31 protein-coding genes are annotated in these 26,648 nt (G+C 63.4%); 16 read left to right on the top strand and 15 right to left on the bottom strand.

Going from position 1 to position 26,648, the window contains the following annotated elements:
- Positions 1 to 38: 38 nt before the first annotated feature.
- The 4 genes from AC0L2Z_RS03420 to AC0L2Z_RS03405 are packed head-to-tail and all read left to right on the top strand — an operon-like array spanning position 39 to position 3,779.
- Positions 39 to 767, top strand: a complete 729-nt coding sequence (locus AC0L2Z_RS03420) for a CerR family C-terminal domain-containing protein (protein WP_473482063.1) — start codon at positions 39 to 41, stop codon at positions 765 to 767.
- Entirely contained in the window at positions 764 to 1,717 is a 954-nt protein-coding gene (locus AC0L2Z_RS03415) for an HlyD family secretion protein (RefSeq protein ID WP_473626707.1), read from the top strand. Before AC0L2Z_RS03420 ends, AC0L2Z_RS03415 begins: the two co-directional genes overlap by 4 nt.
- Positions 1,714 to 2,634, top strand: a complete 921-nt coding sequence (locus AC0L2Z_RS03410) for an ABC transporter ATP-binding protein (protein WP_091591967.1) — start codon at positions 1,714 to 1,716, stop codon at positions 2,632 to 2,634. The genes AC0L2Z_RS03415 and AC0L2Z_RS03410 overlap by 4 nt, the downstream gene beginning before the upstream one ends.
- An 8-nt stretch (positions 2,635 to 2,642) precedes the next feature.
- The gene (locus AC0L2Z_RS03405) at positions 2,643 to 3,779 is read left to right on the top strand and encodes an ABC transporter permease (RefSeq protein WP_023801404.1); all 1,137 of its coding nucleotides are present in this window, start codon (positions 2,643 to 2,645) and stop codon (positions 3,777 to 3,779) included.
- 69 nt (positions 3,780 to 3,848) lie between these two features.
- Here the strand turns inward: AC0L2Z_RS03405 and AC0L2Z_RS03400 are convergent, their stop codons facing one another.
- The 3 genes from AC0L2Z_RS03400 to AC0L2Z_RS03390 all read right to left on the bottom strand — a co-directional run bounded on the left by AC0L2Z_RS03400 (position 3,849) and on the right by AC0L2Z_RS03390 (position 5,973).
- Entirely contained in the window at positions 3,849 to 4,502 is a 654-nt protein-coding gene (locus AC0L2Z_RS03400) for a glutathione S-transferase family protein (RefSeq protein ID WP_023801403.1), read from the bottom strand.
- A gap of 42 nt (positions 4,503 to 4,544) precedes the next feature.
- Positions 4,545 to 5,522, bottom strand: a complete 978-nt coding sequence (locus tag AC0L2Z_RS03395) for a threonine/serine dehydratase (protein WP_473626706.1) — start codon at positions 5,520 to 5,522, stop codon at positions 4,545 to 4,547.
- A 127-nt stretch (positions 5,523 to 5,649) separates the two neighbouring features.
- Positions 5,650 to 5,973, bottom strand: a complete 324-nt coding sequence (locus AC0L2Z_RS03390; protein ID WP_023801401.1) for a hypothetical protein — start codon at positions 5,971 to 5,973, stop codon at positions 5,650 to 5,652.
- Between the two features lie 173 nt (positions 5,974 to 6,146).
- Here AC0L2Z_RS03390 and mbfA point away from each other — a divergent pair, with 173 nt between their 5' ends.
- Complete coding sequence (gene mbfA / locus AC0L2Z_RS03385) at positions 6,147 to 7,130, top strand: iron exporter MbfA (RefSeq protein WP_023801400.1); 984 nt, start codon at positions 6,147 to 6,149, stop codon at positions 7,128 to 7,130.
- 204 nt (positions 7,131 to 7,334) lie between these two features.
- Here the strand turns inward: mbfA and AC0L2Z_RS03380 are convergent, their stop codons facing one another.
- From AC0L2Z_RS03380 to AC0L2Z_RS03370, 3 genes are all read right to left on the bottom strand, one after another.
- Positions 7,335 to 7,679, bottom strand: a complete 345-nt coding sequence (locus AC0L2Z_RS03380; protein ID WP_023801399.1) for an antibiotic biosynthesis monooxygenase family protein — start codon at positions 7,677 to 7,679, stop codon at positions 7,335 to 7,337.
- Complete coding sequence (locus AC0L2Z_RS03375; protein ID WP_023801398.1) at positions 7,676 to 8,008, bottom strand: NIPSNAP family protein; 333 nt, start codon at positions 8,006 to 8,008, stop codon at positions 7,676 to 7,678. The genes AC0L2Z_RS03380 and AC0L2Z_RS03375 overlap by 4 nt, the downstream gene beginning before the upstream one ends.
- 97 nt (positions 8,009 to 8,105) lie before the next feature.
- Positions 8,106 to 8,333, bottom strand: a complete 228-nt coding sequence (locus AC0L2Z_RS03370) for a DUF1127 domain-containing protein (RefSeq protein ID WP_023801397.1) — start codon at positions 8,331 to 8,333, stop codon at positions 8,106 to 8,108.
- A 68-nt stretch (positions 8,334 to 8,401) separates the two neighbouring features.
- Between AC0L2Z_RS03370 and AC0L2Z_RS03365 the strand changes: the two genes are divergently transcribed.
- Entirely contained in the window at positions 8,402 to 9,076 is a 675-nt protein-coding gene (locus AC0L2Z_RS03365) for an ArsR/SmtB family transcription factor (RefSeq protein WP_023801396.1), read from the top strand.
- A 3-nt stretch (positions 9,077 to 9,079) separates the two neighbouring features.
- On the opposite strand, the gene ligD is transcribed toward AC0L2Z_RS03365, so the two are convergent.
- Positions 9,080 to 10,039 (bottom strand): non-homologous end-joining DNA ligase, encoded by a 960-nt coding sequence (ligD, locus tag AC0L2Z_RS03360; RefSeq protein ID WP_473482320.1) that lies wholly within the window; start codon positions 10,037 to 10,039, stop codon positions 9,080 to 9,082.
- A 122-nt stretch (positions 10,040 to 10,161) separates the two neighbouring features.
- A complete protein-coding gene (locus AC0L2Z_RS03355; RefSeq protein ID WP_023801395.1) occupies positions 10,162 to 10,668 on the bottom strand; it encodes a YciE/YciF ferroxidase family protein in 507 nt (168 codons plus the stop codon).
- A 420-nt stretch (positions 10,669 to 11,088) separates the two neighbouring features.
- Here AC0L2Z_RS03355 and AC0L2Z_RS03350 point away from each other — a divergent pair, with 420 nt between their 5' ends.
- Positions 11,089 to 11,235, top strand: a complete 147-nt coding sequence (locus tag AC0L2Z_RS03350) for a hypothetical protein (RefSeq protein WP_023801394.1) — start codon at positions 11,089 to 11,091, stop codon at positions 11,233 to 11,235.
- 294 nt (positions 11,236 to 11,529) lie between these two features.
- Here the strand turns inward: AC0L2Z_RS03350 and AC0L2Z_RS03345 are convergent, their stop codons facing one another.
- The gene (locus AC0L2Z_RS03345; RefSeq protein WP_287237775.1) at positions 11,530 to 11,982 is read right to left on the bottom strand and encodes an Lrp/AsnC family transcriptional regulator; all 453 of its coding nucleotides are present in this window, start codon (positions 11,980 to 11,982) and stop codon (positions 11,530 to 11,532) included.
- 119 nt (positions 11,983 to 12,101) lie between these two features.
- On the opposite strand from AC0L2Z_RS03345, the gene AC0L2Z_RS03340 reads away from it, so the two are divergent.
- Positions 12,102 to 13,097: a nucleoside recognition domain-containing protein gene (locus tag AC0L2Z_RS03340; protein ID WP_473627050.1), complete on the top strand. Its 996-nt coding sequence runs from the start codon at positions 12,102 to 12,104 to the stop codon at positions 13,095 to 13,097.
- 113 nt (positions 13,098 to 13,210) lie between these two features.
- On the opposite strand, the gene AC0L2Z_RS03335 is transcribed toward AC0L2Z_RS03340, so the two are convergent.
- From AC0L2Z_RS03335 to AC0L2Z_RS03325, 3 genes are all read right to left on the bottom strand, one after another.
- Positions 13,211 to 13,573 carry a DUF1850 domain-containing protein gene (locus tag AC0L2Z_RS03335; protein ID WP_473626705.1) on the bottom strand — a complete coding sequence of 121 codons (363 nt, stop codon included), beginning with the start codon at positions 13,571 to 13,573 and terminating at the stop codon, positions 13,211 to 13,213.
- Positions 13,570 to 15,672 carry a TRAP transporter permease gene (locus tag AC0L2Z_RS03330; protein WP_473626704.1) on the bottom strand — a complete coding sequence of 701 codons (2,103 nt, stop codon included), beginning with the start codon at positions 15,670 to 15,672 and terminating at the stop codon, positions 13,570 to 13,572. Before AC0L2Z_RS03330 ends, AC0L2Z_RS03335 begins: the two co-directional genes overlap by 4 nt.
- A gap of 162 nt (positions 15,673 to 15,834) precedes the next feature.
- A complete protein-coding gene (locus AC0L2Z_RS03325) occupies positions 15,835 to 16,794 on the bottom strand; it encodes a TAXI family TRAP transporter solute-binding subunit (RefSeq protein WP_128169299.1) in 960 nt (319 codons plus the stop codon).
- A 242-nt stretch (positions 16,795 to 17,036) separates the two neighbouring features.
- Here AC0L2Z_RS03325 and AC0L2Z_RS03320 point away from each other — a divergent pair, with 242 nt between their 5' ends.
- Both AC0L2Z_RS03320 and AC0L2Z_RS03315 read left to right on the top strand, forming a co-directional pair.
- Entirely contained in the window at positions 17,037 to 17,390 is a 354-nt protein-coding gene (locus tag AC0L2Z_RS03320; protein WP_027155901.1) for a YciI family protein, read from the top strand.
- Positions 17,390 to 18,640 (top strand): RNA polymerase sigma factor, encoded by a 1,251-nt coding sequence (locus AC0L2Z_RS03315; RefSeq protein WP_128169298.1) that lies wholly within the window; start codon positions 17,390 to 17,392, stop codon positions 18,638 to 18,640. Before AC0L2Z_RS03320 ends, AC0L2Z_RS03315 begins: the two co-directional genes overlap by 1 nt.
- 334 nt (positions 18,641 to 18,974) lie before the next feature.
- Here the strand turns inward: AC0L2Z_RS03315 and cysK are convergent, their stop codons facing one another.
- From cysK to hrcA, 3 genes are all read right to left on the bottom strand, one after another.
- Entirely contained in the window at positions 18,975 to 19,955 is a 981-nt protein-coding gene (cysK, locus tag AC0L2Z_RS03310) for a cysteine synthase A (RefSeq protein ID WP_023803671.1), read from the bottom strand.
- Between the two features lie 305 nt (positions 19,956 to 20,260).
- Entirely contained in the window at positions 20,261 to 20,458 is a 198-nt protein-coding gene (locus tag AC0L2Z_RS03305) for a hypothetical protein (RefSeq protein WP_023803672.1), read from the bottom strand.
- An 81-nt stretch (positions 20,459 to 20,539) separates the two neighbouring features.
- The gene (gene hrcA, locus AC0L2Z_RS03300; protein ID WP_027155899.1) at positions 20,540 to 21,655 is read right to left on the bottom strand and encodes a heat-inducible transcriptional repressor HrcA; all 1,116 of its coding nucleotides are present in this window, start codon (positions 21,653 to 21,655) and stop codon (positions 20,540 to 20,542) included.
- A 135-nt stretch (positions 21,656 to 21,790) separates the two neighbouring features.
- On the opposite strand from hrcA, the gene rph reads away from it, so the two are divergent.
- From rph to AC0L2Z_RS03270, 6 genes are all read left to right on the top strand, one after another.
- Entirely contained in the window at positions 21,791 to 22,507 is a 717-nt protein-coding gene (gene rph, locus AC0L2Z_RS03295; RefSeq protein ID WP_023803674.1) for a ribonuclease PH, read from the top strand.
- Positions 22,508 to 22,706: 199 nt separating this feature from the next.
- Positions 22,707 to 23,117: a VOC family protein gene (locus AC0L2Z_RS03290; RefSeq protein WP_473626703.1), complete on the top strand. Its 411-nt coding sequence runs from the start codon at positions 22,707 to 22,709 to the stop codon at positions 23,115 to 23,117.
- Positions 23,117 to 23,779, top strand: a complete 663-nt coding sequence (gene rdgB, locus AC0L2Z_RS03285) for an RdgB/HAM1 family non-canonical purine NTP pyrophosphatase (RefSeq protein ID WP_473626701.1) — start codon at positions 23,117 to 23,119, stop codon at positions 23,777 to 23,779. The genes AC0L2Z_RS03290 and rdgB overlap by 1 nt, the downstream gene beginning before the upstream one ends.
- Complete coding sequence (gene hemW / locus AC0L2Z_RS03280) at positions 23,776 to 24,939, top strand: radical SAM family heme chaperone HemW (protein WP_473626700.1); 1,164 nt, start codon at positions 23,776 to 23,778, stop codon at positions 24,937 to 24,939. Before rdgB ends, hemW begins: the two co-directional genes overlap by 4 nt.
- Positions 24,940 to 25,132: 193 nt before the next feature.
- Positions 25,133 to 26,164, top strand: a complete 1,032-nt coding sequence (locus AC0L2Z_RS03275; RefSeq protein WP_473626699.1) for a caspase family protein — start codon at positions 25,133 to 25,135, stop codon at positions 26,162 to 26,164.
- The gene (locus tag AC0L2Z_RS03270) at positions 26,067 to 26,540 is read left to right on the top strand and encodes a peptidoglycan-binding domain-containing protein (protein WP_473626698.1); all 474 of its coding nucleotides are present in this window, start codon (positions 26,067 to 26,069) and stop codon (positions 26,538 to 26,540) included. Before AC0L2Z_RS03275 ends, AC0L2Z_RS03270 begins: the two co-directional genes overlap by 98 nt.
- The last annotated feature ends 108 nt before the right edge of the window (positions 26,541 to 26,648 follow it).

Genomic DNA, 26,648 nt, shown 5'->3' with positions numbered 1-26,648 from the left:
GTATTGACTTTAATCATTCGATTGATTAAATGTTTGTTATGAGCAAACCCACAAACGCCAAAATTCCGCGCCGCGAGGCATCCCCCGCCGAGATGACGCGCGCGGCACTTGTTCGCGCAGCGCTGAAGCTGTTCGGACGCCAGGGTTTTGACGGCACCTCGACGCGCGAGATCGCGGCTGAGGCCAGGGCCAATATCGGCTCGATCGCCTATCATTTCGGCGGCAAGGAAGGGCTTCGCACCGCTGCGGCCGACTATATCGTCGACACGATCCAGACCATTGCCGGCCAGGCGATCGGCAATCTGCAGGGCTCAAGCGAACCAGAAACGGGCGAACCAGAAACGGGCGACCCCGAAGCGGCGCGGGCACAACTGTTCACCGCGCTGGAGCGGATGGTGGCTTTCATCGTGGCAAGGCCGGAGGCCGGCGAGATCGTGCAGTTTGTCCTGCGTGAGCTGTCGCATCCGACGGCGGCACTCGACCGCATCTATGACGGCGTGTTCGAGCCGACGCATCGCCGGCTCTGCCTGATCTGGGAGCAGGCGACGGGCGAGGCGGCCGAAAGCGAGGCTACCCGACTCACCGTGTTCACGCTGATCGGCCAGGTCGTCTATTTCCGCATCGGCCGCGAGGCGGTGATGCGCCGCATGGGCTGGCGCGCGATCGGCGACGCCGAGGCCACCAAGATCGCGGCGGCAGTGACGGATAATCTCGGCGCGATTTTGGCTCGGCGTCACTTAACCGACCGGAAGGATCGTAGATCATGAGTTTCCTCTGCTCTGTGCCGCTCGCCGCCCTGCTTTTCAGCACCTGCGCACCGGCGGCGCCGCTCGCCGTCGGCTATGTCGAGGGCGACTATGTGCTGCTCGCGCCGATCGAGGTGGCGCAGGTCGAGACGATTTCGGTCAAGCGCGGCGATCGCGTCGCGCCGGGCACGCCAGTGGTGACGCTGGAAAGCGCCGACGCAAAAATAGCCGTCGCGCAAGCCGAGGCGGCCCTTGCCCAGGCCCAGGCGCAACTTGCCGACCTGCAGGTCGGCAAGCGGCCGGAAGAGATTGAGGTGCTCAAGGCGCAGGTCGACATGGCCAAGGCGCAAGCCGCCGACGCCAAACGCAGATACACCCGCGCCAGCGATTTGTTCAAACGCGGCACCGGCACCCAGGCCGATCATGATACGGCTTCGGCGTCGCTGGAAACTGCCAACGCGCAGCTCGGCCAGGCGGAAGCCAATCTCGCTGTCGGAGGCCTGCCGGCGCGGCCCGAGACGATCAAGGCCGCCGACAATCAGGTCAGGCAGGCGCAATCGGCGCTGGAGCAAGCGCGCTGGCGGCTGTCGAAGCGTGTGCTGGCGGCGCCTTCGCCCGGCCGCATCAACGATGTGATCCGCTATCCCGGCGACACCGCCGGGCCGACCGCGCCGGTCATTTCGATTCTGCCGGACGGCGCGGTGAAGCTCAGCGTCTATGTGCCGGAAAGCGCGTTCTCGTCGGTGGAAGTCGGCACGCTGCTCAACGTCCATTGCGACGGCTGCGGGCCGGACGTGAAGGCTCGCGTCAGCTACGTGTCGCCGGACCCGGAATTCACGCCGCCGGTGATCTACTCGCTCGAGACCCGGCAGAAGCTGGTCTATCTGGTCGAGGCGCGGCCGGAGGGCGACGCCGGCGCGCTGCAACCGGGGCAGATCGTTGATGTCGAACTAGCGGATATCGGCAAATGAACGTCATCGACGTCCACGGCCTGGTCAAGCGTTTTGGTGACAAGACCGTCGTCGACCATGTGACGATGACGGTGGCCGAGGGCGAGATCGTCGGCTTCCTCGGCCCCAACGGCTCGGGCAAGACGACGACCATCCGCATCATGTGCGGCCTGCTGACGCCGGATGAGGGCGAAGGCACGGTGCTCGGCTTCGACATCCGCACCGACAGTCTGAGGATCAAGCGCGAAGTCGGCTATATGACCCAGAAATTCTCGTTCTACGAGGATTTGACCATCGCCGAAAACCTGGAATTCGTAGCGCGGCTCTATGGGTTGAAGCCGCTCAACGAGCATGTCGCCAGGACGCTGGAGGATCTTGGCCTCACCTCGCGCAAGGACCAGTTGGCCGGCACGCTGTCCGGTGGCTGGAAGCAGCGGCTGGCGCTGGCCGCCTGCATCATGCACAAGCCCAGATTGCTGCTGCTCGACGAGCCGACGGCGGGCGTCGATCCGAAGGCGCGGCGTGAATTCTGGGACGAGATCCATCGGCTGGCCAGCGGCGGGCTGACCGTGCTGGTCTCCACCCACTATATGGACGAGGCCGAGCGCTGCCATCGCATCGGCTACATCTCCTACGGCAGGATGCTGGCCACCGGCACGGTCGACGAGGTGGTCAGGAATGCCGGGCTGACGACCTTCGTTGTGCAGGGTCCGCGCCTCGACCAGGTCGCTGCCGCACTCAGCGGCCGGTCCGGTGTCGACCAGGTGGCGCCGTTTGGCGCGACGCTGCACGTCGTCGGCTCCGACAAGACGGCGCTTCAGGCTGCGCTCGCCGATGTCGAGAAAGACCACAAGGGCGTCACGGTGACGCCGGGCGAGACCAGCCTGGAGGATGTGTTCATCCAGTTCATGTCCGGCTCGAAGGACAATATGGGATGAAAAACGGGATAAACAGCGTCTTTTCCTTCGCCAGGCTCGGCGCGCTGCTGATCAAGGAGTTCATCCAGATGCGGCGCGACCGCATCACCTTCGCCATGATGCTGGGCGTGCCGCTAATGCAGCTGGTGCTGTTTGGCTATGCCATCAACAACGATCCAAAGAGCCTGCCGGCCGCCCTGGTGGCGATGAGCAGCGATCCCTATACGCGAGCCATGGTTTCGGCGCTGCAGACCACCGGCTACTACCGCTTCGACCATGTCGCGCAAAATGCCGCCGAGGCGGAATTCCTGATGGCGCGTGGCGACGTCGCCTTTGTCGTCACCATTCCCGCCGACTTTGCCCGGCGAGTCGAGCGCGGCGACCAGCCGCAAATCCTGATCGAGGCTGATGCGACCGACCCGGCAGTCGCCAGCGGGGCCATTTCGACGCTCGGCACCGTTGCCAACCAGGCGCTGCTCAGGGCGCGCGGCATGCAGGAGACGGCCGCCGAAGCTGCCCGAGGCCAGCTCGAAGTCGTTGTGCACCGACGCTACAATCCGGAAGGCATCTCGCAATACAACATCGTGCCCGGCCTGCTCGGCGTCATCCTGCAGATGACGATGGTGATGATGACCTCGATCGCACTGACGCGCGAGACCGAGCGCGGAACGATGGAAAACCTTCTGGCGATGCCGTCCAGCCCACTCGAAATCATGCTCGGCAAGGTGCTGCCCTATCTGGTGGTCGGCGCCGTGCAAGTGGCGGTGGTGCTGGCGGCGGCCAAGCTGCTGTTTGGGGTTCCCTTCACCGGGTCGTTGTCGCTGCTGCTTGCGGCGGTTCTGGTCTTCGTGCTGGCGCTGGTGCTGCTCGGCTACACCATCTCGACGATGGCGCGCACGCAGATGCAGGCACTGCAGCTCACCTTCTTCTTCTTCCTGCCGTCGATCCTGTTGTCGGGCTTCATGTTCCCCTATCGCGGCATGCCTGGCTGGGCGCAGATCTTCGGCGAGATCCTGCCGCTGACGCATTTCCTGCGCATCATCCGCGCGGTGATGCTGAAGGGCGCCGACCTGCCGGCGGTCGCGACCGAAATCGGCTGGCTGGTCGTGTTCGTGGCGCTGTTTGCCGGCGTGGCGCTGGTGCGGTTCCGCCGGACGCTGGATTAGGATCCAACTCAATAGCTCACGCAATGGCCGAGATGTCACCTTGGATGCATGACCATTCGGATCGAGATTTTATGCCGGTCTGGCCTGATCCGGGACCGGCGGCAATTCAGGCGCATCCAGTCCTTTGAAGGGATCGCGCCAGGCGTCGATCTCTTCAAGCTGGCGATACCAACGACTGACCGAAGGATAATCGTCGAGCGGCAATCTGGCGACATCGTTGAAAGGCAGAAACGTCGCCATTCGAAAGTCGGCATAGGAGACCGAGTTTTCGACCAGCCAGTCTCGCTCGGAAAGCGCGGCCTCAAGGGTTGCAGCGGCCGTGCGAAAGTCTCTCAGCCCCTCCTCAACCCGGTGCTGATCGATTGGGCCAATCCCATAGCGCTGCTTGGTGCCGCGTTCGAAATGCACGACGTCGCAAGCTCTTGCGAAGCTCTCTTTACCCCAACTGAGCCATCGGATCATCTCGGGTTCGTCGTCGCCGGTGCGCCAGAGATCCGAATGCGCGTCGCGTGAAAGCCGGCAGGCTATGGCGTCAGCCTCCCAGAGGCTGTTTCCCGAGCCTACGAGTATCGGCAATGAAAGATTGGGATTCAGCGGGCGATATCGCTCAGCCTGCCCGGGAGCGAAGGGCGATGCGAACTCAAAGTCGAGCTTTGCGTCGAGATAACGTGCCACGGCGACCGCGAGGCGAGGATTGGGATTGCGGCTGAAGAGCAGTTTCATTTCGTGTCAGCCTTTTTTGAATGGTGCCGGTTCGGTCGCCACCTAAGCCGCCGCCATGATTTCCGCATAGGTGCCGAAATCGACATTGCCGCCGGACAGCACCACGGCGACGCATTTGCCTGATAGCTCGATCTCGCCCGATGACAGCGCGGCCAGCCCGACGCAGCCGCCGGGCTCGACCACCAGCTTGAGATGGGCCATGGCGTCGCGCATCGCCTGTGCCGCCGCTCTGTCGGACACGGCAATGCCGCCGGCGAGATTCCTGCGGTTGATCTCGAAGGTGATCGCGCCCGGCTCGGCGGTGAGGAGCGCGTCGCAGATCGAAGTGTGGCCGGGTTCGATCGAAACCCGAGCACCTCTGGCCAGTGAACGACAGGTGTCGTCGAAATGCTCGGGTTCCACCGCCCAGACGGCGGTGCCCCGCGAGGCGTCCTTGACCGCGATGGAGATGCCGCTGCTCAGGCCGCCGCCGCCGCAGGGGATGACGACCGCGTCGAGGCTCACCCCGAGTGCTTTCGCCTGCGCCATCAGTTCGAGGCCGATCGTTCCCTGGCCGGCGATGATGGCCGGGTCGTCGAAAGGCGGCACCAGGACCATGCCCCGTTCCATGTACGGGCGAACCACCGCCATGCGATCGTCGCGAAACCGGTCGAACGGAACCACTTCGGCGCCCATTTTCCTGACATTGCCGACCTTCATTGCCGGCGCATCGGTGGGCATGGCGATAACCGCCTTGACGCCGAACATCGCCGCCGACGCGGCGACGCCTTGCGCGTGGTTGCCCGACGAGAAGGCGACGACGCCGCGGCTGCGCTGCTCATCGCTCAGCGACGACAGTTTGTTGTAGGCGCCGCGGAACTTGAACGAGCCGGTGCGCTGCAGCGTCTCCGGCTTGAACAGGACCCTGGCGTCGAAACGCTTGTTCAGTTCCGGTGATTCGATCAGCGGCGTTTCGACGATCAGGCCGGACAATCGCGTTGCTGCGCGGTGGATATCGGCGATGCCGGGAGGGGTGGTCATGGTGAGGTCCTGCAGAATGAAACCGCCCCATGGTGCACGGAAAACCAGGCCGCGCACCACTGGAAAAATGTGACCGAGACAATTCGTGGATTGCGAGCAGAGAGTGGCGCTCCTCGCCGACCGCTCCTCACCCCAAAAGCGTCCGTTGCCGTTTGGCGCCGCCCATCTTGCGCCAGGTGTTGAAGCGGTGGGTGGCGGCGGCGAAGGATATCTTCATCTGCTGGGCAACCGAATAGCGCGACTTGCCCTCGTCGAACAGGCGGTAGCAGCATTCGACGCCCTCCTCGGTCAGCTTGCCGTCGGGGGCCTTGTTGTGCGGATTGGCCGGGTCGAATTTCTCGACCTGCTGCTCGACCAGGCCCTTCAGGCGCTGCAGATCGGCCTCGATGCTGGCGATCAGGTCGAGAACGGGTTTCGGGTCAAATGCATGGGTGGGCTGTTTTGCCGGCATCCGGGTTCCTTTCGCTTGGCTTAAGCCCACTATATAGGTGAACATTCGCCAATAATGAAGGGCGCTGGCGGAGGATTCCCGCAACCATAAATTTGAACCTCCGGCTACAAGCGATTGACCAACGGTGCACCAAACTCTAGTTTAGAATAATTCTAAACTAGGGCGGATTTCTCATGCTTTCCCGTGTTTTCGATTTTGGTCGCCGTCCCTTCGAGTCGCTCTCGGAGCAAGAGATCCTGGCGCTCGCCATCTCTTCCGAAGAGGATGACGGGCGTATCTACCGCGCCTATGCCGACGGGCTGGCGGATAGGTTTCCGCATTCGGCCAAAGTGTTCGAGGAAATGGCGGAGGAGGAGGATGGCCATCGCGACTCGCTGATCGAGCTTCACCGCGAGCGTTTTGGCGAGCGCATTCCGCTGATCCGGCGCGAGCACGTAAAGGGCTATTACGAGCGCAAGCCCGACTGGCTGGTCCGGCCGCTCGGCATCGAACATGTGCGCCAACAGGCCGAGTCTATGGAGCGTCAGGCCTACCTGTTCTATGTCGAAGCGGCGAAACGCACCAGCGACGCCTCGACGCGAAAGCTGCTCGACAATCTGGCGGTGGCCGAACAGGGCCACGAGACGCTGGCGCAGCGGCTGGAGCAAAAGCATGTGTCGGGCGCGGTGAAAGCCGAGGAAGCAGCGGCCGAGCAGCGCCAGTTCATCCTGACCTATGTGCAGCCGGGACTGGCCGGGCTGATGGACGGATCGGTGTCGACGCTGGCGCCGATCTTCGCCGCCGCGTTCGCCACGCACGACACGTTCCAGACCTTCCTGGTCGGGCTTGCCGCCTCAATCGGCGCCGGCATCTCGATGGGCTTCACCGAGGTCGCCTCCGACGACGGCAAGCTGTCGGGCCGCGGCTCGCCGGTGAAACGCGGCATCACCACAGGCGTGATGACGGCGCTGGGTGGCCTCGGTCACGCCTTGCCCTACCTCATTCCGTACTTCTGGACCGCGACAATTCTCGCGGTCGTGGTGGTGTTCTTCGAACTGTGGGCGATCGCCTTTGTGCAGAACCGTTATATGCAGACGCCGTTCTGGCGCGCCACCTTCCAGGTGGTGCTGGGCGGCGCGCTGGTGTTTGCGGCTGGAGTGCTGATCGGGAATGCCTAGCAGCCCTCTTGCCTTCTCCCCTTGTGGGGGCCGAAGGGCGGGCGAGGCCCGTGACTCGCCCCGGGCGGTGGATCGGCGGCGCGCAGCGCCGAGACGGAAGAGGGGTGTTGGACGGAGTACTGTCGGTGCCAAGCTGGAACACCCCTCATCCGTCGCCTTCGGCGACACCTTCTCCCACAAGGGGAGAAGGAAGAGCCGCCCCACTCACCCGTTCGCCGCCCGGCTGTCCTCAGGCGCCTCGGCCCGTTCGGTCAGGCCATAGTCGCGCACGACGTGGGCGATGCGCAGACGGTAGTCGGCAAAGATGCCGCCACGGCCGGCCCTCTGCGCCTGCCTATGTTCCTCCGTGTTGCGCCAGGCTTTCACCGCTTCCTCGTCACGCCAGAACGACAGCGACAGGATGCGGCTCGGGTCGACAAGGCTCTGGAAGCGCTCGATCGACAGAAAACCGTCGATGCCGTCGAGCAGCGGGCGCAGGTCGGCGGCGAGGCCGAGATAAGCGTCGCGCTTGCCCGCTGCCGGCTCGACCTCGAAGATGACGGCGATCACAGTTTCACCAGAGAGGCATGCGGCCCGGATGCGAGTTTCAAAAAAGTCCGATGCTCTTTCAGGATGAATTTTTCACGCCGGGCGAACTCGTAATTGGCCTTGCCGGCCGGGTCGGCGGCGAGCCTGATACGGTAGGCTTCGTAAGCCGCCAGGCTGTCGATGTTATAGGCGGCATAGGCTGTCGTGGCCGAGCCCTCATGCGGCGCGAAATAGCCGATCAGATCGGCGCCGCAGCGCGGGATCGCCTGGCCCCAGTTGCGGGCATACTCCTCGAACGCCGCCTTGCCGAACGGGTCGATCTCGTAGCGGATGAAGCAGGTGATGGTCATCATTTGTCTCCTTGCTGAATCTGATTTGTTGCGGCGACAGTTCGAGCGGTGTCGAAACCTTCTGTGGTTCTATGTGCTAGGCAATTTTCCATGCTGATCACGCTTGCCAGAATGATTTCGCGCATTCGCGGCGAACGTCTTGTGGCGTCAGGCCAAGATCGCGCAAAAGATGCTCGTCAATCTCGGCGAGGTCGAGGCGTTGCAGATGGCGGTCATACCACCGCGCCAGCAGCCGCAGATGCGCCCGGCGCAAGATCATGAACGGAGACGGCCGCCGGCCGAAGCGGCTGACAGGCACGGTGTGGGAAGCGGTTCTTGCGGTCATCGTCATCTCCTTGATCTCAGCGCAGGATAGTGGTTATCTGACGCCCATGCTTCGATGAAGGACGAACTATGCGTGAAGGACCAGATATAGCCCGCATCGCCAGCCTGGTCGGCGATCCGGCGCGGGCAAACATGCTGACCGCACTGATGGGTGGCACGGCGCTGACAGCGAGCGAACTGGCGCTCGAGGCCGGCGTGTCGCTGCCGACCGCCAGCTCGCATCTGTCGAAACTGATGGAAGGCGGGCTGCTGACGCTGGCGAGCCAGGGGCGGCATCGCTACTACGGGCTCGCCGGGCCGCAGGTGGCTGGCATGATCGAGGCGATCACCGGCGTCGCCGCCGCGGTCGGACCGCAGCGGGTGCGGCCGGGTCCGCGCGATGCGGCGATGCGCGTGGCGCGGGTCTGCTACGACCATCTCGCCGGCGAGCAGGCCGTGGCGATGCTGGACCGTCTAGTCGCTCGACAAGTGCTCCTGCGCGACGATAAGGAGATCCGGCTCGGGCCGTCGGCCGCCTCGCATTTTGCCGCGATCGGCATCGATGTCGAGAGCAAGGCGCGACGACCGGTATGCCGGGCTTGCCTCGACTGGAGCGTGCGGCGCTCGCATCTGGCCGGCACGCTGGGCGCTGCCATCCTCGATAAGATCCTTCTGGAAAAATGGGCGCGGCGCGAGAAGGACAGCCGCGCGGTAATCTTCTCGCCGATGGGCAAGCAGGCCTTCGAGAGGGTGTTTCTCGCTTGATTGTCAGCCGCGCTTGAGCGGCTTGCCCTGCTTGAAAAAATCCGCCCAGGGATCGGCTTTCGCCAACTGTTTCAGCGTCGTCTTGTCGCCGATCGGAAATGCGTTCGGCGCCAACCCGGCCTCGACCTCGGCCCAAATCGCCGGCATCGATGCCGTGGCGCCCTTCTTGGCGCGCGACGAATAGGGGGCCACCGTGGTTGAGCCGCGGCCGTTGCGCAGGTAGTCGACGAAGATCTTGCCGGTGCGCGCCTTCTTCGACAGCGTCGCTGTATACCGATCAGGGGCGGCCTGCTCGAGGGCACGGGCGAAATCATGGGCGAAGTCCTTCACCTCATCCCAATCCGCCGACGGTTTCAGCGGCACGACGACATGGTAGCCCTTGCCGCCCGAGGTCTTGACGAAATTCGGCAATGACAGTGCATCGAGCCGGCCGTGAATTTCGAGCGCCGCCGCGCGCACCGCTTTCACGTCGACGCCTTCGTCGGGATCGAGATCGAAGATGATCTGGTCCGGCTTGTCCAGTTCGTCGATGGTGCAGCCCCAGATATGGATCTCGACCACGCCGAGCTGGACCAAGGCAGCGACACCGTCGAAATCGCGGATGAACAGGATCTCCTCGCCGTCGGTCGGATCCTTCATCTTGGCGATCTTGTCATGCATGCCCGCGGAGGCATGCTTCTGAAAAAAGCGTTGGCCACTGACGCCGTCCGGTGCCCGCACCAGGCTGAGCGGCCGATTGACGACGAATTGTAGCATGCGCGGCCAGACCAAAGCGTAATGATCGAGCAGGCCCTGCTTCGATATCTTCTCCTGCGGCCACAGAAGCTTGTCCGGGTGAGAAAGTTTTATGACGGTGTCTGCCGCCTCCGTGGATTTGACAGCGGCGGATGTCTCGCCCTTGCCGCTGGCAGGCTTTGCCTTGCTGGCGGCCCTGCCAGCGGGTGCTTTCGGCTTTTCCTGCACGACTTCCTCCGCCGGTTTGTCCTCGCGCAATCCCTGGAACGAGCGTGGCCCATTGTACGGTCGAAGCCCAGCTACGGAAAGTGAGGCAAAGCCGGTTGTCCGGCGTTGCCTCGATCGAGCTTCTACTCGGCGGCCTGAAGGTTGACCTTGGCTTCCGCAATCTCGGTGAGCTTGCGGTCGGTCGCCTGCTCTTCCTTGATGTTGTTGGCCAGGACATTGGCGCAGTCGGTGCGGCCAAGCTGCTTGGCCCAGGAGATCAACGTGCCGTAGCGGGTTATCTCGTAGTGCTCGACCGCCTGAGCGGATGCGATCAGGGCGGCGTCGAGAACGTCCTTGTCGTCGATGTCGCCGCTGACTTCATCGGCTTCCTCGAGAATGCCGTCGATGGCTGGACAGTTGACCGTCTTGGCCTTCACACCATGCAGTTCGAACACCTTCTCGACGCGCTCGATATGACCTTTGGTCTGGCCGAGATGCTTTTCAAGGCCGGCTTTCAGCTGCGGGTCGGTCGCCTTGTCGATCATCTTCGGCAGCGACTTCTCGATCTGTTTCTCGGCGTAATAGATGTCGCGCAGCGTGTGGACGAAGAGGTCGTCCAGCGTCTTGATGTCTTTCGAAAAGAAACCCATGGCTTTGCCTTTCCATTGTTCTTGCTGTGTTGGGGGTTCCGGCGGCGGTTCCGCTCGGAAGCCGCTGGGCCGGAGTTGGTCCCGGCTCTCAGCGTCAACGTGCTTCTATCGGACGGGTTCCTGGCTTTCCCGAGTAATCAGGGAAATTTGCGCAAACACGGAAATTTCGCGGCACCGGCCAAAGTTGAAACACAAGCGCGTCGGAGCGACATCCAAACGAAACATATGTGATGCAAAAGTCACACTAGCCGGAATGCCGACGAACTGCATGGAAAGACCCCGAATCAGCCGCATTCCAGCCACGAACCAAGGCCTTTTTGACCAAAGATTAACATCGTGTTCACCGAGTATTCACGCCTCGACGCTATGATCCCACGCAATTCGGAAGGGACATCCGAAATCGGGACAGGGACAGGGAAAATGAACTTCTTGACGCACCTCATCGGCTACGCTGCTGCCATCCGCGAATTCGTCGCGCCGACCTACCGGCCGGAGCGCTATTACATGCGCGGCCCAGGCCCCGCTTGCGCACGCCGCGGCCACACGCTCGGCATCAGCGCGCACTGATGACGACCATGGAAAGCCGTCACGATAGCCGGATCTGCAGGCCGGCCGCCGATCATCGTGCGACCACCTATCGCACGGAACGTCCTGGGCTCGCCGACAGGCGGCGTGCGACAACGCCAAGGGTCTGAGTTTCCAGAATTTTGAGAATCTGGGGCTTCGAGATTCTGGGCTTCGAGATTCTGGGGCTTATATCTCGCCGCCGGCAAGCTAAGTGGCGTTTGACACCAGGCAGCCGGGACTCGCGTGACCGCCCAGTAGCTGCAAGATCCCTTCCGCCGAGTTGCCTCCGAAAAGCTAGAGCGGGATTGCGGTCGTCTCCTTGGCGGTTCGAATCACAAACATGGTGTAATACCGCGCCACATTCGTCCGATCTCGGAACAGCCGCTCGCACAATGTGTCGAACTCGTCCATATCCATCAGACGCAGCATAAGGACAGCGTCGGTCGAGCCGCTCACGCTGTAGGCCTGGACCACCACTGGTTCCATGGCGGCAAGCTCGAGGAAGCGGCGCATGTGCTGCTCGCCGTGGCGCTCCAGTTCGACCGTGACGATAGCCTTCATCCCCCTGCCGGCCTTGGCCGGATCAAGAAGCGCGACAACGCGGTCGATGACACCGACTGACTTGAGCCGCCGTATGCGGCGCAAGCAGCTGGAGGGTGAAAGCCCGACCTCCGCCGCCAGGTCGGCATTGGTTCGCGAAGCGTCTTCTTGCAAAAGCTTGAGAAGCTTCCTGTCGATCCGGTCCATTGCGGTCCTCCGTCGTCGTCTACCGGTCTGCAATTTTATTGCACAAGTCCGCAAATTTTGACCACAAATGCGAACCGTCTCACGGTAGACATTTGGCGTCAATCACGGAGACAATCGCCATGGCAGTGCAGACCGCCCTCTATCGAAAGACGCTGGAAACGCTTGAAATCTATTGGGAATTGGTTCGGATTATCGTTCCGGTCACGATAGCCACACAGATCCTGCAGGATCTTGGTGTCATCCGGGCGATCTCTCCGTTCTTCGCGCCTCTCATGACGCTGGTTGGACTGCCGCCCGAGCTCGCTCTTGCCTGGCTAACGGGATTGCTGGTGGGAATTTGGGGCGCGGTGGTGACCGTGTTCACTCTGGCCCCGGTTTCGACGTTGAGCACTGCCGACATGACCGTTCTTTCAACCCTTTTGCTATTTGCGCATGCCATTCCGATTGAACAACGCATCATTCAGAAGGTTGGGCCAAGCTTCGTGGTCACTGCAGCACTTCGCATTGGCGGCGGACTGATCCTTGCCATGCTCCTGCACCAGATATTCGCAGTAACCGGATGGCTATCCGAGCCGCTGAAGCCGGCGTGGATACCAATGGTCGAAGGCACTGATTGGAGCAGTTTTTTTCCAGGCATGCTCAAAACCCTGGCAACCATGCTCGTCATCCTCCTCGCACTAAGCTGGCTGATCGAGCTACTCAAGATGTCGGGCATCCTGGGTTGGCTGAACAACGGGCTTTCACCGCTGTTTCGCCTTGCCGGCATCCAGTCACAAGCGGTGCCGTTCACTGCGGTCGGTCTGTTTCTTGGAATTTCCTATGGCGCGGGACTGCTGATCCGCGAGGCGCGCACGACCAGCGTAGACCCGCGCCAGATCTTCCTCGCTTGCGTGTTCATGGGCTTTGCCCACAGTCTCATAGAGGACACGCTGGTTGTCATCGCTCTGGGTGCAGACTTCACCAGTGTGTTTTTCGTTCGCCTGATCTTTGCCGTGCTCGCAACCGCGTTGATCGCCCGGGCAATCAGGTCGGCTTCCGACATTCTGTTTTTCAAAGCATTCTTCCGCAAGGAAGAAAGTCGGCTCGCTCAGTCGGAATCCGGTTTTGGCGGCTAACGATGGAGCGTTTGGTCCGCTTATGTGGCTGTGCCCGGAACTCGACATCCGACAACGCCCTGGAGGACGAGGTCCCGCACCCGCTTGCCGACCGTCCGCTACCGCGGCTGGTACTAACCTTCGCACAGCTCCAGCACCGTCGTGTCGCCTGCCGCCTTGCCCAGTTCGCGGCAGCCCTGAACCGTGCACAGCGTCCAGCCTTCACCGGTCGCGCCGGAGGCCGCGAGCACAAGGCGCGGCTGCGGCGCCATCTTGGGTTTATAGACCCACCAACCGTCCCGCAGCACCGAGCCTTCCGGCGGTTCCATGCCGGCGCCCGAGCCCTTGATCCGTGCCTCGGCGATCTCCAAGCCGGAAGGCGTCACCTTCCAGTCCTCCTGCCAATGCGTCTTTTCCACCGAATGCGTCCAGGCGAGCGTGAAGGCGGCGACAGTGAGCGTCACCGTCTTGCCGGCTGCGAGGATACAGAGGCTCATGCGGTGCCGGTGGCCTGCCGCGCCCGCCAGCAGTGCCAGCCGATCCAGGCGACAGAGAGTGCCCACCCGGCTTCGTCGGTGACAGGCAGTGCGGCAACCAGCAGCACGCCTGTGGCGAAGGCGACGAGACGTTCCCACCAGGCCATGCGCCGGGCCAGGAACCCGACGGCGGCTGCGCCCCACAGGGCAATGCCCATGCAGGCCTTGGCGACGATATAGGCGACCTCGACGGGATAACCGAACTGGGCGGCGATCGGACCGGGGTCCTGCAGCATCAGCGCCGGGGTGTAGACCGCCATGAACGGCACGACGAAGCCGGCGACGGCAAGTTTGGTGGCCTGGATGCCGATCTTGAGGCCGCTCTCCTTGGCCATCGGCGCGGCGGCGAAGGCGGCCAGCGCCACCGGCGGAGTGAGGTCGGCCATAATGCCGAAATAGAAGACGAACATGTGGCTGACCACCAGCGGCACGCCGAGTGACAGCAGTGCCGGCCCGGCCAGCGACGAGGTGATGATGTAGTTGGGGATCGTCGGTATGCCCATGCCGAGCACCAGGCAGGTGAGCATGGTCAGCACCAGCGACAGGAACAGATTGTTCTCGCCGATGGAGATGATCCAGCCGATGAAGGTGGAGGCGATGCCGGTGAGCGTCAAGGTGCCGATGACGACGCCGACGATGGCGCAGGCGATGCCGACCGGCAGCGCGTTCTTTGCTCCCTCGGCTAGCGAATCTATGCATATCTGCAGCGTCTCGCGTCCGCCCCTGAAGGTGACGCAGGCGATGACGAGCCCGGCGATGACAAAACTGAGGATGTTGACGCCGAACCTCATGAAGGAGGCGGCGGCAAGCCCCAGCGCCAGCCAAAAGACGATGCGGAAGGCAAGCGGCCCGATCAAAGCCGCCAGCGGCGTGCCGAGGATGAGCACGATGGTCAGCGCCAGCCCCATGGTGCCGGCGAAGATCGGCGTATAGCCGGCAAACAGCAGATAAATGAGCGCGGCCAGCGGCAGCACCAGCGGCCAATGTCTTCTCACCGCGTGCCACGGATTGGGCAGGTCCGCCTTGGCCATGCCCTGCAGGCCGGCCTTGCCGGCTTCCAGGTACACCTGCCAGAAGCAGGCACCGAAATAGAGCAGCGCCGGGATGATCGCTGCCTTGACCACCTCGGCATAGGGGATGTTCAGCGTCTCGGCCATGATGAAGGCGACCGCGCCCATCACCGGCGGCATGATCTGGCCGCCCATCGACGAGGTCGCCTCGACCGCACCGGCGAAAGCCGAACGGAAGCCGAAGCGCTTCATCAGCGGGATGGTGAACTGGCCGCTGGCCACCACATTGGCGACGCCGGAGCCGGAAATGGTGCCCATCAGCGCCGAGGACAGAACGCAGACCTGGGCCGGTCCGCCGCGCCATGTGCCGACCAGGCCAAGCGCGAAGTCGTTGAACAGCGCGATCATGCCGGCGCGCTCGAGAAAGGCGGCGAAGACGACGAAGATGAAGATATAGGCGGCCGAGACGTAGACCGGCGTGCCGTATATGCCTTCGGTGCCAAAGGCGAAGGTGTCGATAAGCTGGGCGAAATCATAGCCGCGATGGATGAAGGGCGGCGGCAGGTGATTGCCGAAGGAAGCGTAGGCGAAAAAGATCAAGGCGATCAGGGAAAGCGGCAGCCCCATCAGCCGCCGCGCGGCCTCGAAGACCAGCACAACCAGCACCGTGCCGACGATCAGGTCCGGTGTGTTGAGGAAGCCGGAGCGCCGGATGAGATCGGCATAGAACACCCAATTGTAGAGGCCGGTGCCAAAGCCGAGCAGGCCGAGCGTCCAGAATGCTGCTTTCGCCGGTGTGCTTGTGGCGCGCAGATTGGCGATCAGGCCAAAGCCGAGCAGCAGCAAGAAGCCGACATGCATGGCGCGCACCACCTGGCTCGGCAGGCTGCCATAGGCGGCGATGTAGATCTGGAAGACGGAGAAGGCGATGGCGATGAGAAAGGCGGCCTTGCCGGCGAAGCCGTCGCCGAAACCCGGCGGCAGCCCTTCGAGCGGGGCTTCGGCGGTGGGGGAAAGAACGGTCGGCGTTTCGGGATGGGCGTCGGTCATTGGCGGGTTCCTGGCGGGCGCAATCCCTCCCCCTTGAGGGGAGGGTGGACAGCCGCCGAAGGCGGATGGACGGGTGGGGTCGTTGCGGCAGTGCGCGGCCTGAACCGACCCCACCCGCCTCGCTTCGCTCGGCAGCCTCCCCTCAAGGGGGAGGGAGCACCCCTATTTCACCAATCCCTTTTCCTTGTAATACCGCTCGGCACCGGGATGCAGCGGCACCGGCATGCCGTCGAGCGCCTTGGCCATGTCGATCGCCTTGGCGGCGGCGTGGGCAGCAGTGAGCTGGTCGAGATTTTCGAACAGCAGCTTGGTCATCTGATAGCCGGTCTCGTCGGAGACGTCGGCGTGGGTGATGAGGAAATTGCCGACGGCGGCGGTCGCGACGTCCTCGGTCTGGCCTTCATAGGTGCCCTTGGGAATGGTCACCGAAAGATAGGGCGAGCCGATCTTGGCGACGTCCTGCGCCGGTACGGCGACGACGTTGATCGGCACCGAAGTGGCGAGGTCGCGGATCGAGGCGACGCCGAGGCCGGCCGATTGCAGCGTGGCGTCGAGCTGGCGGTTCTTGATCAGCTCGACCGATTCGGCGAAGGGCAGATACTCGACCCGTCCGAGATCCTCGTATTTCAGCCCGGCGGCGGCGAAGATGGCGCGGGCGTTGAGCTCGGTGCCGGAGGCCGGCGCGCCGACCGACAGGCTCTTGCCCTTGAGGTCGGCAAGCGTCTTGATGCCGGATTCCTTGCTGGCAACGATCTGGATATAGTTGGGATAGATGGCGGCGACACCGCGCAGCTTGTCGAGCTTGCCCGGGAAGCCGGCTTCGGTGTTGCCCTCGGCCGCCAGTTTGACGGCATCGCCGAGCGCGAAGGCGATCTCGCCCTTGCCCTGCTGCAACAGGTTGAGGTTCTCGACCGAGGCCTTCGTCGCCTGCACCTGGGTGCGGGCGCCCTCAATGCCCTTGCCGTAGATTTCCGACAGTGCGACGCCGAGCGGATAATAGACGCCCGAGGTGCCGCCGGTCAGCACGTTGATGAATTCCTGCGCCATGGCCGACACCGCGCCAAGACCCAGCGACAGCGCCAGCGCGCCGGCAGCAATAAATTTCGTCCTGAAATTGTGCATGTGATCTCCTCCCTGAAATATCTGCCACCGCGCGACCCGAGGCGAGTTTAGACAGCGGGCGGGAAATGCCAACCCGCAATAATATCCATTAGACGAACGGCTGAGTGATGCCGCAACGCATAGCCGCTTGCGCGATGTGCGATCGGAGCCGAAAGATTTTCGCAGAGCCTGTCGAAATCGCGCGAGGCCGCGCGACATACGTTCGGCTTGCAACGATGCGGCCTTCGAAAATGGAGAAGACCATGCGATACATGCTTTTGATCTACGTGAACGAAGCCGCGATGGCGGCCGCGCCGACGGAGAAGACGTACGAGATCAGCGCAGCCTATGGCGCCTATACCGAGGCGTTGAAGAAGTCCGGCTCCTGGTTGGCCGGTGACCGGCTGAAGCCGACCCAAGCCGCGACCTCGGTACGGATGGCCAACGGCAAGACCAACGTGCTCGACGGTCCCTACGCCGATACCAAGGAGCAGCTCGCCGGTTTCTACATGATCGAGGCGGAGGACGCCGACGCGGCTATTGCCTGGGCGGCGCGATGCCCAGCTGCCAGCACCGGCACAGTCGAGGTGCGGCCGATCTGGGAACAAACCATGTGATGACGAATGACTTGGAGGTCGCCCGGGCGGCGGCGGAAGCGGCCGCCCGGCAAAGCTACGGCAAGCTCATCGCCTTCCTCGCCGCCCGCACGCGCGACGTGGCCGGCGCCGAGGACGTGCTGGCCGACGCCTTTGTGGCGGCGCTGGAGCGCTGGCCGCAGACCGGCGTGCCGCAGAAGCCAGAAGCCTGGCTGCTGGCGGTGGCGTGCAGACGCCGCGTCGACGCGATCCGGCGGCGGCTGACCAGCGAGGCGAGCCGCGACCATCTCAGGCTGATCGCCGAGGAGATCGAGGCCCGCATGATCGATGAAGACCTGCCCGATGAGCGGCTGCGACTGATGTTTGCCTGTGCCCATCCGGCGATCGAGGCTGGCGTACGCGCGCCGCTGATCCTGCAGGCCATTCTGGGCTTCGACGCAGCGACGATCGCCTCGGCCTTCCTGGTATCGCCGGCAACGATGGGCCAGCGCCTGGTGCGCGCCAAAAGCCGCATCCGCGAGACCGGCATTCCGTTCCGCGTGCCGGAGCGGGCAGAGCTTGGCGAGCGGCTGGATGCGGTGCTGGAAGCGATCTACGCCGCGTTCGCCGAAGGCTGGTCCGACCCGGCCGGCACCGAAACCCGCCGCCGCAATCTCGCGACCGAAGGCATCTGGCTCGGCCGGCTGGTAGCCTCGCTGATGCCGGATGAGCCGGAAGCGCTTGGCCTGCTGGCGCTGATGCTGTTTGCCGAGGCGCGGCGTGCGGCGCGGCGCAACGCCGCCGGGGACTATGTGCCATTGGCCGAGCAGGAGCTTGGGCTGTGGGACGGCGCGTTGATTGACGAAGCGGAGACATTGCTGAAGCACGCCGCGGCCAAGCGCGTCGTCGGCCGCTACCAGCTCGAGGCAGCCGTGCAATCCGCCCATACGACAAGGCGGCTGACCGGCCGGACCGACTGGGCCGCGATCAAACAGCTCTATGATGCGCTGTCGGTGATTGCCGGCTCGCCGGTGGTCTCGATCAACCGCGCGGTGACCCTTGCCGAGGCCGACGGCGCCGCGGCGGGATTGAGTGCACTTGATGAGCTTGGCGACGACAAACGGCTGCATGATTATCAGCCTTATTGGGCCGCCCGCGCGGGCCTTCTGGCCAGGCTCGGCAAAACTCGGGAGGCTACCGAGGCCTATAACAGGGCGATCGGCCTCGAACGCGACCCGGCCGTGCGCCGGTTCCTGCAGGCACGACGGGCTGGGCTCGCAGCCGAAGAATGAGGTCAGGGAAAGGCCGGGGTCAGACATGATCCGATGTTTGGGATCTAAGGCCGACCGCTGGTGCCGCCCCTCATTGCCCTGCCCGTCCTCCGCAGCAGCTGCGGAGGACGGGCAGGGCATTTCTCCCCGTAAACGGGGAGAAATAGGCTGGTCGCGGTGTCGGCACTTTTTTCTGCAACGCTGGCGATTGGCGAACCCGTCAATGAGAGCGCCCCCTCGCCCCGTTTACGGGGTGCGAATGCCGGCAGGCAGGTGAGGGGCGGCGCCGGCTTCGACAATTGGCGGGCGCTACGGAAGCGCAGGAAACCGCAACCGCAGGCCGGCACAAATATGCCTAAGCCCCCAGCCCTTCGAACAGGATCGTCGACAGATAGCGTTCGGCGAAGGACGGAATAACGACCACCAGGTTCTTGCCCTCGTTCTCCGGCCGCGAGCCGACGACGATCGCCGCCTGCAGGGCAGCGCCCGACGAGATGCCGACCGGCACGCCTTCGAGGCGGGCGACGAGCCGCGCATTGGCGACCGAATCCTCGTTGGAGACCTTGACGATCTCGTCATAAATGGTCGTGTCGAGGATCTTCGGCGCGAAGCCGGCGCCGATGCCCTGGATCTTGTGCGGGCCGGGCTGGCCGCCCGACAGCACCGGCGAGGCTTCCGGCTCGACGGCGACGACATGCACGGAGGGCTTGCGCTGCTTCAGCACCTGGCCGACGCCGGTGATGGTGCCGCCGGTGCCGATGCCGGCGACGAAGATGTCGACTTCGCCATGAGTGTCGTTCCAGATTTCCTCGGCAGTGGTGCGGCGGTGAATTTCCGGATTGGCGGGATTCTCGAACTGCTGCGGAATGATGGCGTCGGGCAGCGTCGCGGCCAGTTCGTCGGCCTTGGCGATGGCGCCTTTCATGCCTTTCGGCCCTTCGGTCAGCACCAGTTCGGCGCCGAGCAGCGCCAGCATCTTGCGGCGTTCGACCGACATGGTTTCCGGCATGGTCAGGATCAGCTTGTAGCCCTTGGCGGCGGCGGCGAAGGCGAGCGCGATGCCGGTGTTGCCCGAGGTTGGCTCGATCAGCGTGGTCCTGCCGGGCGCAATCCTGCCCGATGCCTCCAGCGCCTCGATCATCGAGACGCCGATGCGATCCTTGACCGAGCCGATCGGGTTGAAGAATTCGAGCTTGGCCAGCAGATTGGCGACGACGCCCTTTTCCCCGGCGAACTTGTCGAGCCGCACCAGCGGCGTGTCGCCGATCGTCTCGGTGATCGAATTGTAGATGCGGCCGCGGCCGGGCACAGGCACGGTGGTGGCGGGCTTGTTCATTGGTTTCGCTCCCAAGAGGTCAGATGGGCAAGGGTCAGGCAATCAAGTGAGTCAGGCAACTAAGTCTCGACCAGGCAGGATAAAGCCTTCGGCCGCGCAAGCTAGTCTGCCGTTTGAAAATATCCGACGTGGTCGCATGCTGAATACATCCTCGCCCGCAGGTGACGGCCAGATGCAACCGCCGCCGCCCTCGGGGCAGCGCATCACTTGCCGGTCGGCCCCAGACCGCGTCGCCGGAGACGACGAAGCCGCTCACGAGATCCTCATGCTCGCCGGTCGGCTAGCCGTCCTTGCACCTTTCGGGCTCAGTTCCCGGCGGCGTAGAAATCGTCGTCGAGGCGCTTTTCCAGCGCGACGAGATCGGCCGGCAGCGGCAGGCCCATGGCGCGCATCTCCCCCAGCTTTTCGCGCAACTGCTCCTGCACTTCATGCTGATCCTCGGGCTGGTTGATCATCTGCTCGAGCAACAGGCTGATCTGAGCCTTGAATGATTCCAGCGCCATTTTTTTCTCCTTGAGGTTCCCTTAAGCGTGTCGCGTTGGAAGGATCCGTGCGACGCGCTTCGGTTTTTTGGGCGACTTGCATTATCGCAGCATGCGGGAAATAAGCTGCGCGGTATAGTCGACCATCGGCACGATGCGTGCGTAGTTCAGCCGGGTCGGGCCGATGACGCCGAGCGCGCCGATGACGCGGGCGTCCTTGTCGCGATAGGGCGCCACGACCAGCGACGAGCCCGACAGCGAAAACAGCTTGTTCTCCGAGCCGATGAAGATGCGCACGCCGGAGCCTTCCTCGGCGAGGTCGAGAAGCTGGATCAGCCCGTCCTGCGTCTCCAGATCCTCGAACAAATGCCGCAGCAGCTCGATGTCGGCCTGGGCGGTGACATTTTCCAGCAGATTGGCGCGACCGCGCACGATGAGACGCGCCGGCAAGCCGCTCTCGGCGCCTGCCCAGACAGCAAGGCCCTTCTCGACCAAATCCTGCGACAGCGTGTCGAGGGCGGCCCTGGTTTCTTCCTTGATGCGGGCGATCTCGACCCGCGCCTCGGCCAGCGTGCGACCGCGGATATGGGCGTTGAGGAAATTCGAGGCTTCGTGCAGTTGCGAGACGGTGATGCCGGCGGGCAGGTCGACCACGCGGTTTTCGACGTCGCCGTTCTGCGACACCAGCACGGCCAGCGCCTTGTTCGGCTCGAGCTGGATGAATTCGATATGCTTGAGCGCCACCTCGTTCTTGGCGGCAAGCACGAGGCCGGCGCCGCGCGACATGCCGGACAGCATCTGGCTCGCCTCGGTGAGCATGTGCTCCAGCGTCGCACCAGAGCCGGAGGCGCGTACCTGCGCCTCGATGGTGCGGCGCTCCTCGTCGGAGAGATCGCCAAGCTCCATGAAGGCATCGACGAAGAAGCGCAGGCCGGCCTGGGTCGGCAATCGGCCGGCCGAGATATGCGGTGCGTAGATCAGGCCGAGATGCTCGAGATCGCTCATCACATTGCGGATGGTGGCCGGCGACAGCGAAGACGGCAGGATACGCGACAGGCTGCGCGATCCGACCGGCTCGCCGTCCTTCAGATAGGAATCGACAATGCGCCGAAAGATGTCGCGCGAGCGCATGTCGAGCGATTGAAGGGCGGGCGATTGAAGCGCGGGGGATTGGAGCGCTGCCGCCGACTGGGAACCGGGATCGACTGCCTTGGTCATTCGAGCCAAATACCTCCGGCCCAAGGATATAGACATCGGCCGCGCCCGCGCAACTGGTCCATTTTCCTTTGCGCCTCTCGTCGCGTGCGGCTACAAGCCGGCCACGACTCCTAAAACGACAAGAAAGAAGCCTGAATGCGCCCTTCCAAACGCCAATTCGACGAAATGCGCGCCATCTCCTTTGAGCGCGGCGTCTCCAAGCACGCGGAAGGCTCGTGCCTGGTGAAGTTCGGCGACACCCACGTGCTGTGCACCGCCAGCCTCGAGGAAAAGGTGCCGGGCTGGATGCGCAATTCCGGCAAGGGCTGGGTGACGGCGGAATACGGCATGCTGCCGCGCTCGACCGGCGAGCGCATGCGCCGCGAGGCTTCGGCTGGCAAGCAAGGCGGCCGCACGCTGGAAATCCAGAGGCTGATCGGCCGTTCGCTGCGCGCAGTGGTCGATCTGCAGGCGCTGGGTGAGCAGCAGATCACCGTCGACTGCGACGTGATCCAGGCCGATGGCGGCACGCGCACCGCCTCGATCACCGGCGGCTGGGTGGCGCTTTACGACTGCCTCCGCTGGATGGAAGCCCGGCAGATGGCCAGCGTCGCCAAGGTGCTGAAGGACCATGTCGCGGCTATCTCCTGCGGCATCCACGACGGCCAGCCGGTCATCGACCTCGACTATCTCGAGGATTCATCGGCCGGCACTGACGCCAATTTCGTCATGACCGGCAAGGGCGGCATCGTCGAGATACAAGGCACGGCCGAGGGCGAGCCTTTCTCGGAAGAGCAATTTGCGGCGCTGATGGAATTGGCCAAGAAAGGCATTGCGCGACTGGTCAGCCTGCAGCAGATGGCTGTAGCGTAGTCCTGAAAATGCCGAGCTTGTCCGCCCCCCTCTGGCCTGCCGGCCATCTCCCCCTCAAGGGGGGAGATCGGGTATCCAATCGGCTTTCGCCAACTGTCGGCGGCGTGGGATGTGCGGAAGCGCTGAAGCTGCCAATCTCCCCCCTTGAGGGGGAGATGCCAAGTTTTGGCAAAGAGGGCAGGCCAGAGGGGGGTGCCTCGTGACACCCTCTGCCATCCTCGAATCAGCGCTGTACGTGACCGACCTCGATGCCGCGGAAGAATTCTACACCGATGTGCTCGGGCTCGATCTGCTGGGCAAGGTCGACGGCAGGCATCTTTTCTTCCGTTGCGGGGACGGCGTGCTGCTCATTTTCAACGCCGAGGCGACCAAGATCCCGCCGGCGCCCGATGCCAAGCTGAAAGTGCCGCCGCACGGCACGGTCGGCGACGGCCATCTCTGCTTTGCGGCGAGCGCGGACGAGATCGTCCGCTGGAGAGCGCATCTTGAGCGCAAGAAAATCGCCATCGAGAGCGAGTTCGAATGGCCGCAGGGTGGCCGCTCGATCTATATTCGCGACCCCTCCGGCAATTCGATCGAATTCGCCGAACCAAGAATCTGGGGCATCTGATGCATTCGCTTGATGGACATGAGATCGTTGTCGCCAGCCACAATGCCGGCAAATTGCGCGAATTCGCCGATCTGATGGCGCCGTTCGGCATAGAAGCGAAGTCGGCCAAGGAATATGGCCTGCCGGAGCCGGACGAGACCGGCACCACCTTCGAGGAGAACGCCTATATCAAGGCCTTTGCCGCCGCCAAGGCGACAGGCCTGCCGGCATTGTCGGACGATTCCGGCCTGTGTGTCGATGCGCTGGGCGGAGCGCCCGGCGTCTACACCGCCAACTGGGCCGAGGCGCCCGACGGGAGCCGCGACTTCGGCATGGCGATGCAGCGAGCCGAAGTGGCGTTGCAGGAAATCGGCGCGGTTGCGCCTGCGCACCGCAAGGGCCGTTTCGTCGCCGTCATCTGCCTGGCCTTTCCCGACGGCGCGGCCGAATATTTCCGAGGTGAGGTCGAGGGCACGCTGATATGGCCGCCGCGCGGCGAACTCGGCTTCGGCTACGACCCGGTGTTCGTGCCGGACGGTTTCCAAAAGACTTTTGGCGAGATGACCGCAGAGGAGAAACATGGCTGGAAGCCCGGCCAGCCGACGGCATTGTCGCATCGGGCTCGCGCCTTCCAGAAATTCGCGCAAGCCAGACTGGATTTGGCGCGATCGGCGGTGAAATGACCATGCTGCTCGACCGCAGCCCCGGTTTCGGCGTCTACGTGCACTGGCCGTTCTGCGCGGCCAAGTGCCCCTATTGCGACTTCAACAGCCATGTCCGCCACCGGCCGGTCGACCAGGAGCGTTTCGCGCGCGCCTTCGAGACCGAGCTTGCGACGATGCGCAACCGTAGCGGACCGCGCGAGGTGACCAGCATTTTTCTCGGCGGCGGCACGCCATCACTGATGAAGCCGCAAACCGTCGCGACGGTGCTGGACGCGGTGGCGAAGAACTGGACGGTGCCTGCCGGCATCGAGGTGACGCTGGAAGCCAACCCGTCTTCGGTCGAGGCCGAGCGCTTTCGCGGCTATCGGGAGGCAGGCGTCAACCGGGTGTCGCTCGGCGTGCAGGCGCTGAACGACAAGGATCTGCGCTTTCTCGGCCGGCTGCACAATGTCGATGAAGCGCTGCACGCGATTGGCCTGGCGCGTGAGATTTTCCCGCGGCTGTCGTTCGATCTGATCTACGCACGGCCCGGCCAGACAGCGGAAGCGTGGCAGGCGGAGCTCGAGCAGGCGATCGGCCATGCCGCCGACCATTTGTCGCTCTACCAGTTGACCATCGAGGAAGGCACGCCGTTCCACGCGCTGCATGCGGCCAGGAAATTCGCTATTCCCGACAATGACCATGCCGCCGATCTCTATGCGCTGACGCAGGAGATCACCGCTGCGCATGGGCTGCCGGCCTATGAGATTTCGAACCACGCCAGATCAGGCGCCGAAAGCCGGCACAATCTGACCTATTGGCGCTATGGCGAATATGTCGGCGTCGGTCCCGGCGCGCATGGCCGCTTCGTCGAAAACGGCCGTCGCGTGGTGACGATCGCCGAAAGAATGCCGGAAACCTGGGCCAATCTGGTCGAGGCCAAGGGCCATGGCGTCACCGGCGGCGAGATCCTGACGCGCTCGGAAGAGGCCGACGAGTTCCTGTTGATGGGGCTGAGGCTGGCCGAGGGCATCGACCTCTCTCGCTATGAAGCGTTTTCCGGCCGCGGCCTGTCGACGGCGCGGCTGTCCATGCTGCAGGGCGAGGGGCTGGTGGCGCCGATCGGTAATGCCCGCCTGCGCGCCACGCCGGCCGGCATGATCGTGCTAGACGCTGTGGTGGCGGATCTGGCGCGGTAAAGCTTGGGCCAGGAGCTGGCCTGTCCCAGACAATTTGTCGGCTCACGCAAGGATGCTGGAAATTCGGCTTGCTTGGCCGAATGGCCATCCCACTGCCATCCGCAGCCGATAATTACTTGCAAGCGTGGGCCTGACTGGTCAAGCTTCGGTCGGGCGCCGCTAATATGCGGCTGAAGCAGAGCACGGGGCTAAAATGCGCCTCTTCAACATCGCGCTTGCTGTCATTGCTCTGATCGGCGGGCTGGAGGTGGCGTGGGCTGAAAAACGTGTTGCGCTGGTGATCGGCAATTCGAGCTATCAACGGGTCGCTAGACTTCCCAATCCGAACAATGACGCTGCTGACATGGCGGCCTTGCTCTCAAAGGTAAGGTTCAAAGTATCTCGCAAGATGGACTTGGACCATACCGCGTTCAGGAAAGCTCTGCAGGAGTTCGGTCGCGAGGCGGAAGGTGCTGATTTCGCAATAATCTTCTTCGCGGGACATGGGGTTGAGGTTGAGAACAGAAATTTTCTCGTTCCTACAGATGTCAGCCTGAGCGCTGATTCCGACGTGGAGTTTGAGGCAATCCCGCTGGATCTGGTGATGAACGCGTTGTCCCGTGTCTCCGGCGTGCGGGTGGTTCTACTTGATGCTTGCCGGGACAACCCTTTTATCGCGGCCATGCGACGATCAAACGCAACGCGTTCCATCGGCAGAGGCCTGGCTGCGATTGAACCGGCAGCCGGAACCCTGGTCGGGTACGCTGCGAAGGAAGGTACAACCGCTTTCGATGGAGCGGGACGGAACAGTCCCTACACTGCAGGGCTGTTGGCGCATTTGGGTGAACCCGGGGTAGACATCCAATTCGTGTTCCGCAAGGTTCGCGACACTGTTCTGGCCGCGACCAGGCGGCAAGCAGGAACCATTCACGTATGGATCGCTGCCTGGCAGGGAAATTTTCATTGCCCCTCCTCGTGGCCCAACGGCAGTCTCGCCAGCCAACAACAGCAGCCGAGATGCGAGCCTGACGGAAATCGAGTTGTGGACCTCAATCCGCGGCTCCAAAAGCAGCGGAGCGTTAAAGGGTTATCTTCAACTGTACCCGGACGGCCTGTTTGTGCCTCTCGCCAGACTCCAAATTCAACAGTTGGAGAATGCAGATCATCAATCGGACACCAGCCAGGAAGATGCACCGAACGAGCTGGCGAAGCGGATACAGCGCGAGCTTGGCCGCGTTGGGTGTAATCCGGGAAAGCCAGACGGCATCTGGGGCGGAAGAACCCGGGAGGCGTTGCGCCGTTTCGCTCGCTACTCCGGCGCTGAGATCGACATGGCGAAACCGACAACAATTGCTTTGAAGAAATTGGAAGGAAGCACAGCTCGCGTGTGTCCGGTGGTTGCCCGGCCGAATTCGATACAAGAACCCCGCCATGCGAACAACCCGAACACCCGGCCACGACCGACAACGGAACAGAAGCGTGCCGCCGCTGCTCCGAGCGCGAGCAGGGCGGCTCGCGTTTGCAGGGCAGAAACCCGCGATGAGTGCAGGGTCAGAGCGCGGGCCGCCGGGGCTCGCCGGGGCAGCGGCTTCTGCCGCAATCCAATTACAATTTGCGAGTGACGTGTCGGCAGAGATTGCCGATCTGGCGTCGCCCAGCGGCCACGAGCCCTGTTGAAGCCGGCGAGAACCGGCGGCAAGCGGCAGCAGAAAGCTATGCTCCTGCTGGCG

The organism is Mesorhizobium sp. WSM4850, from assembly GCF_055811735.1.
Note: the sequence above shows the minus strand (reverse complement) of the source record. Positions and strands in the feature narration are given on the sequence as shown.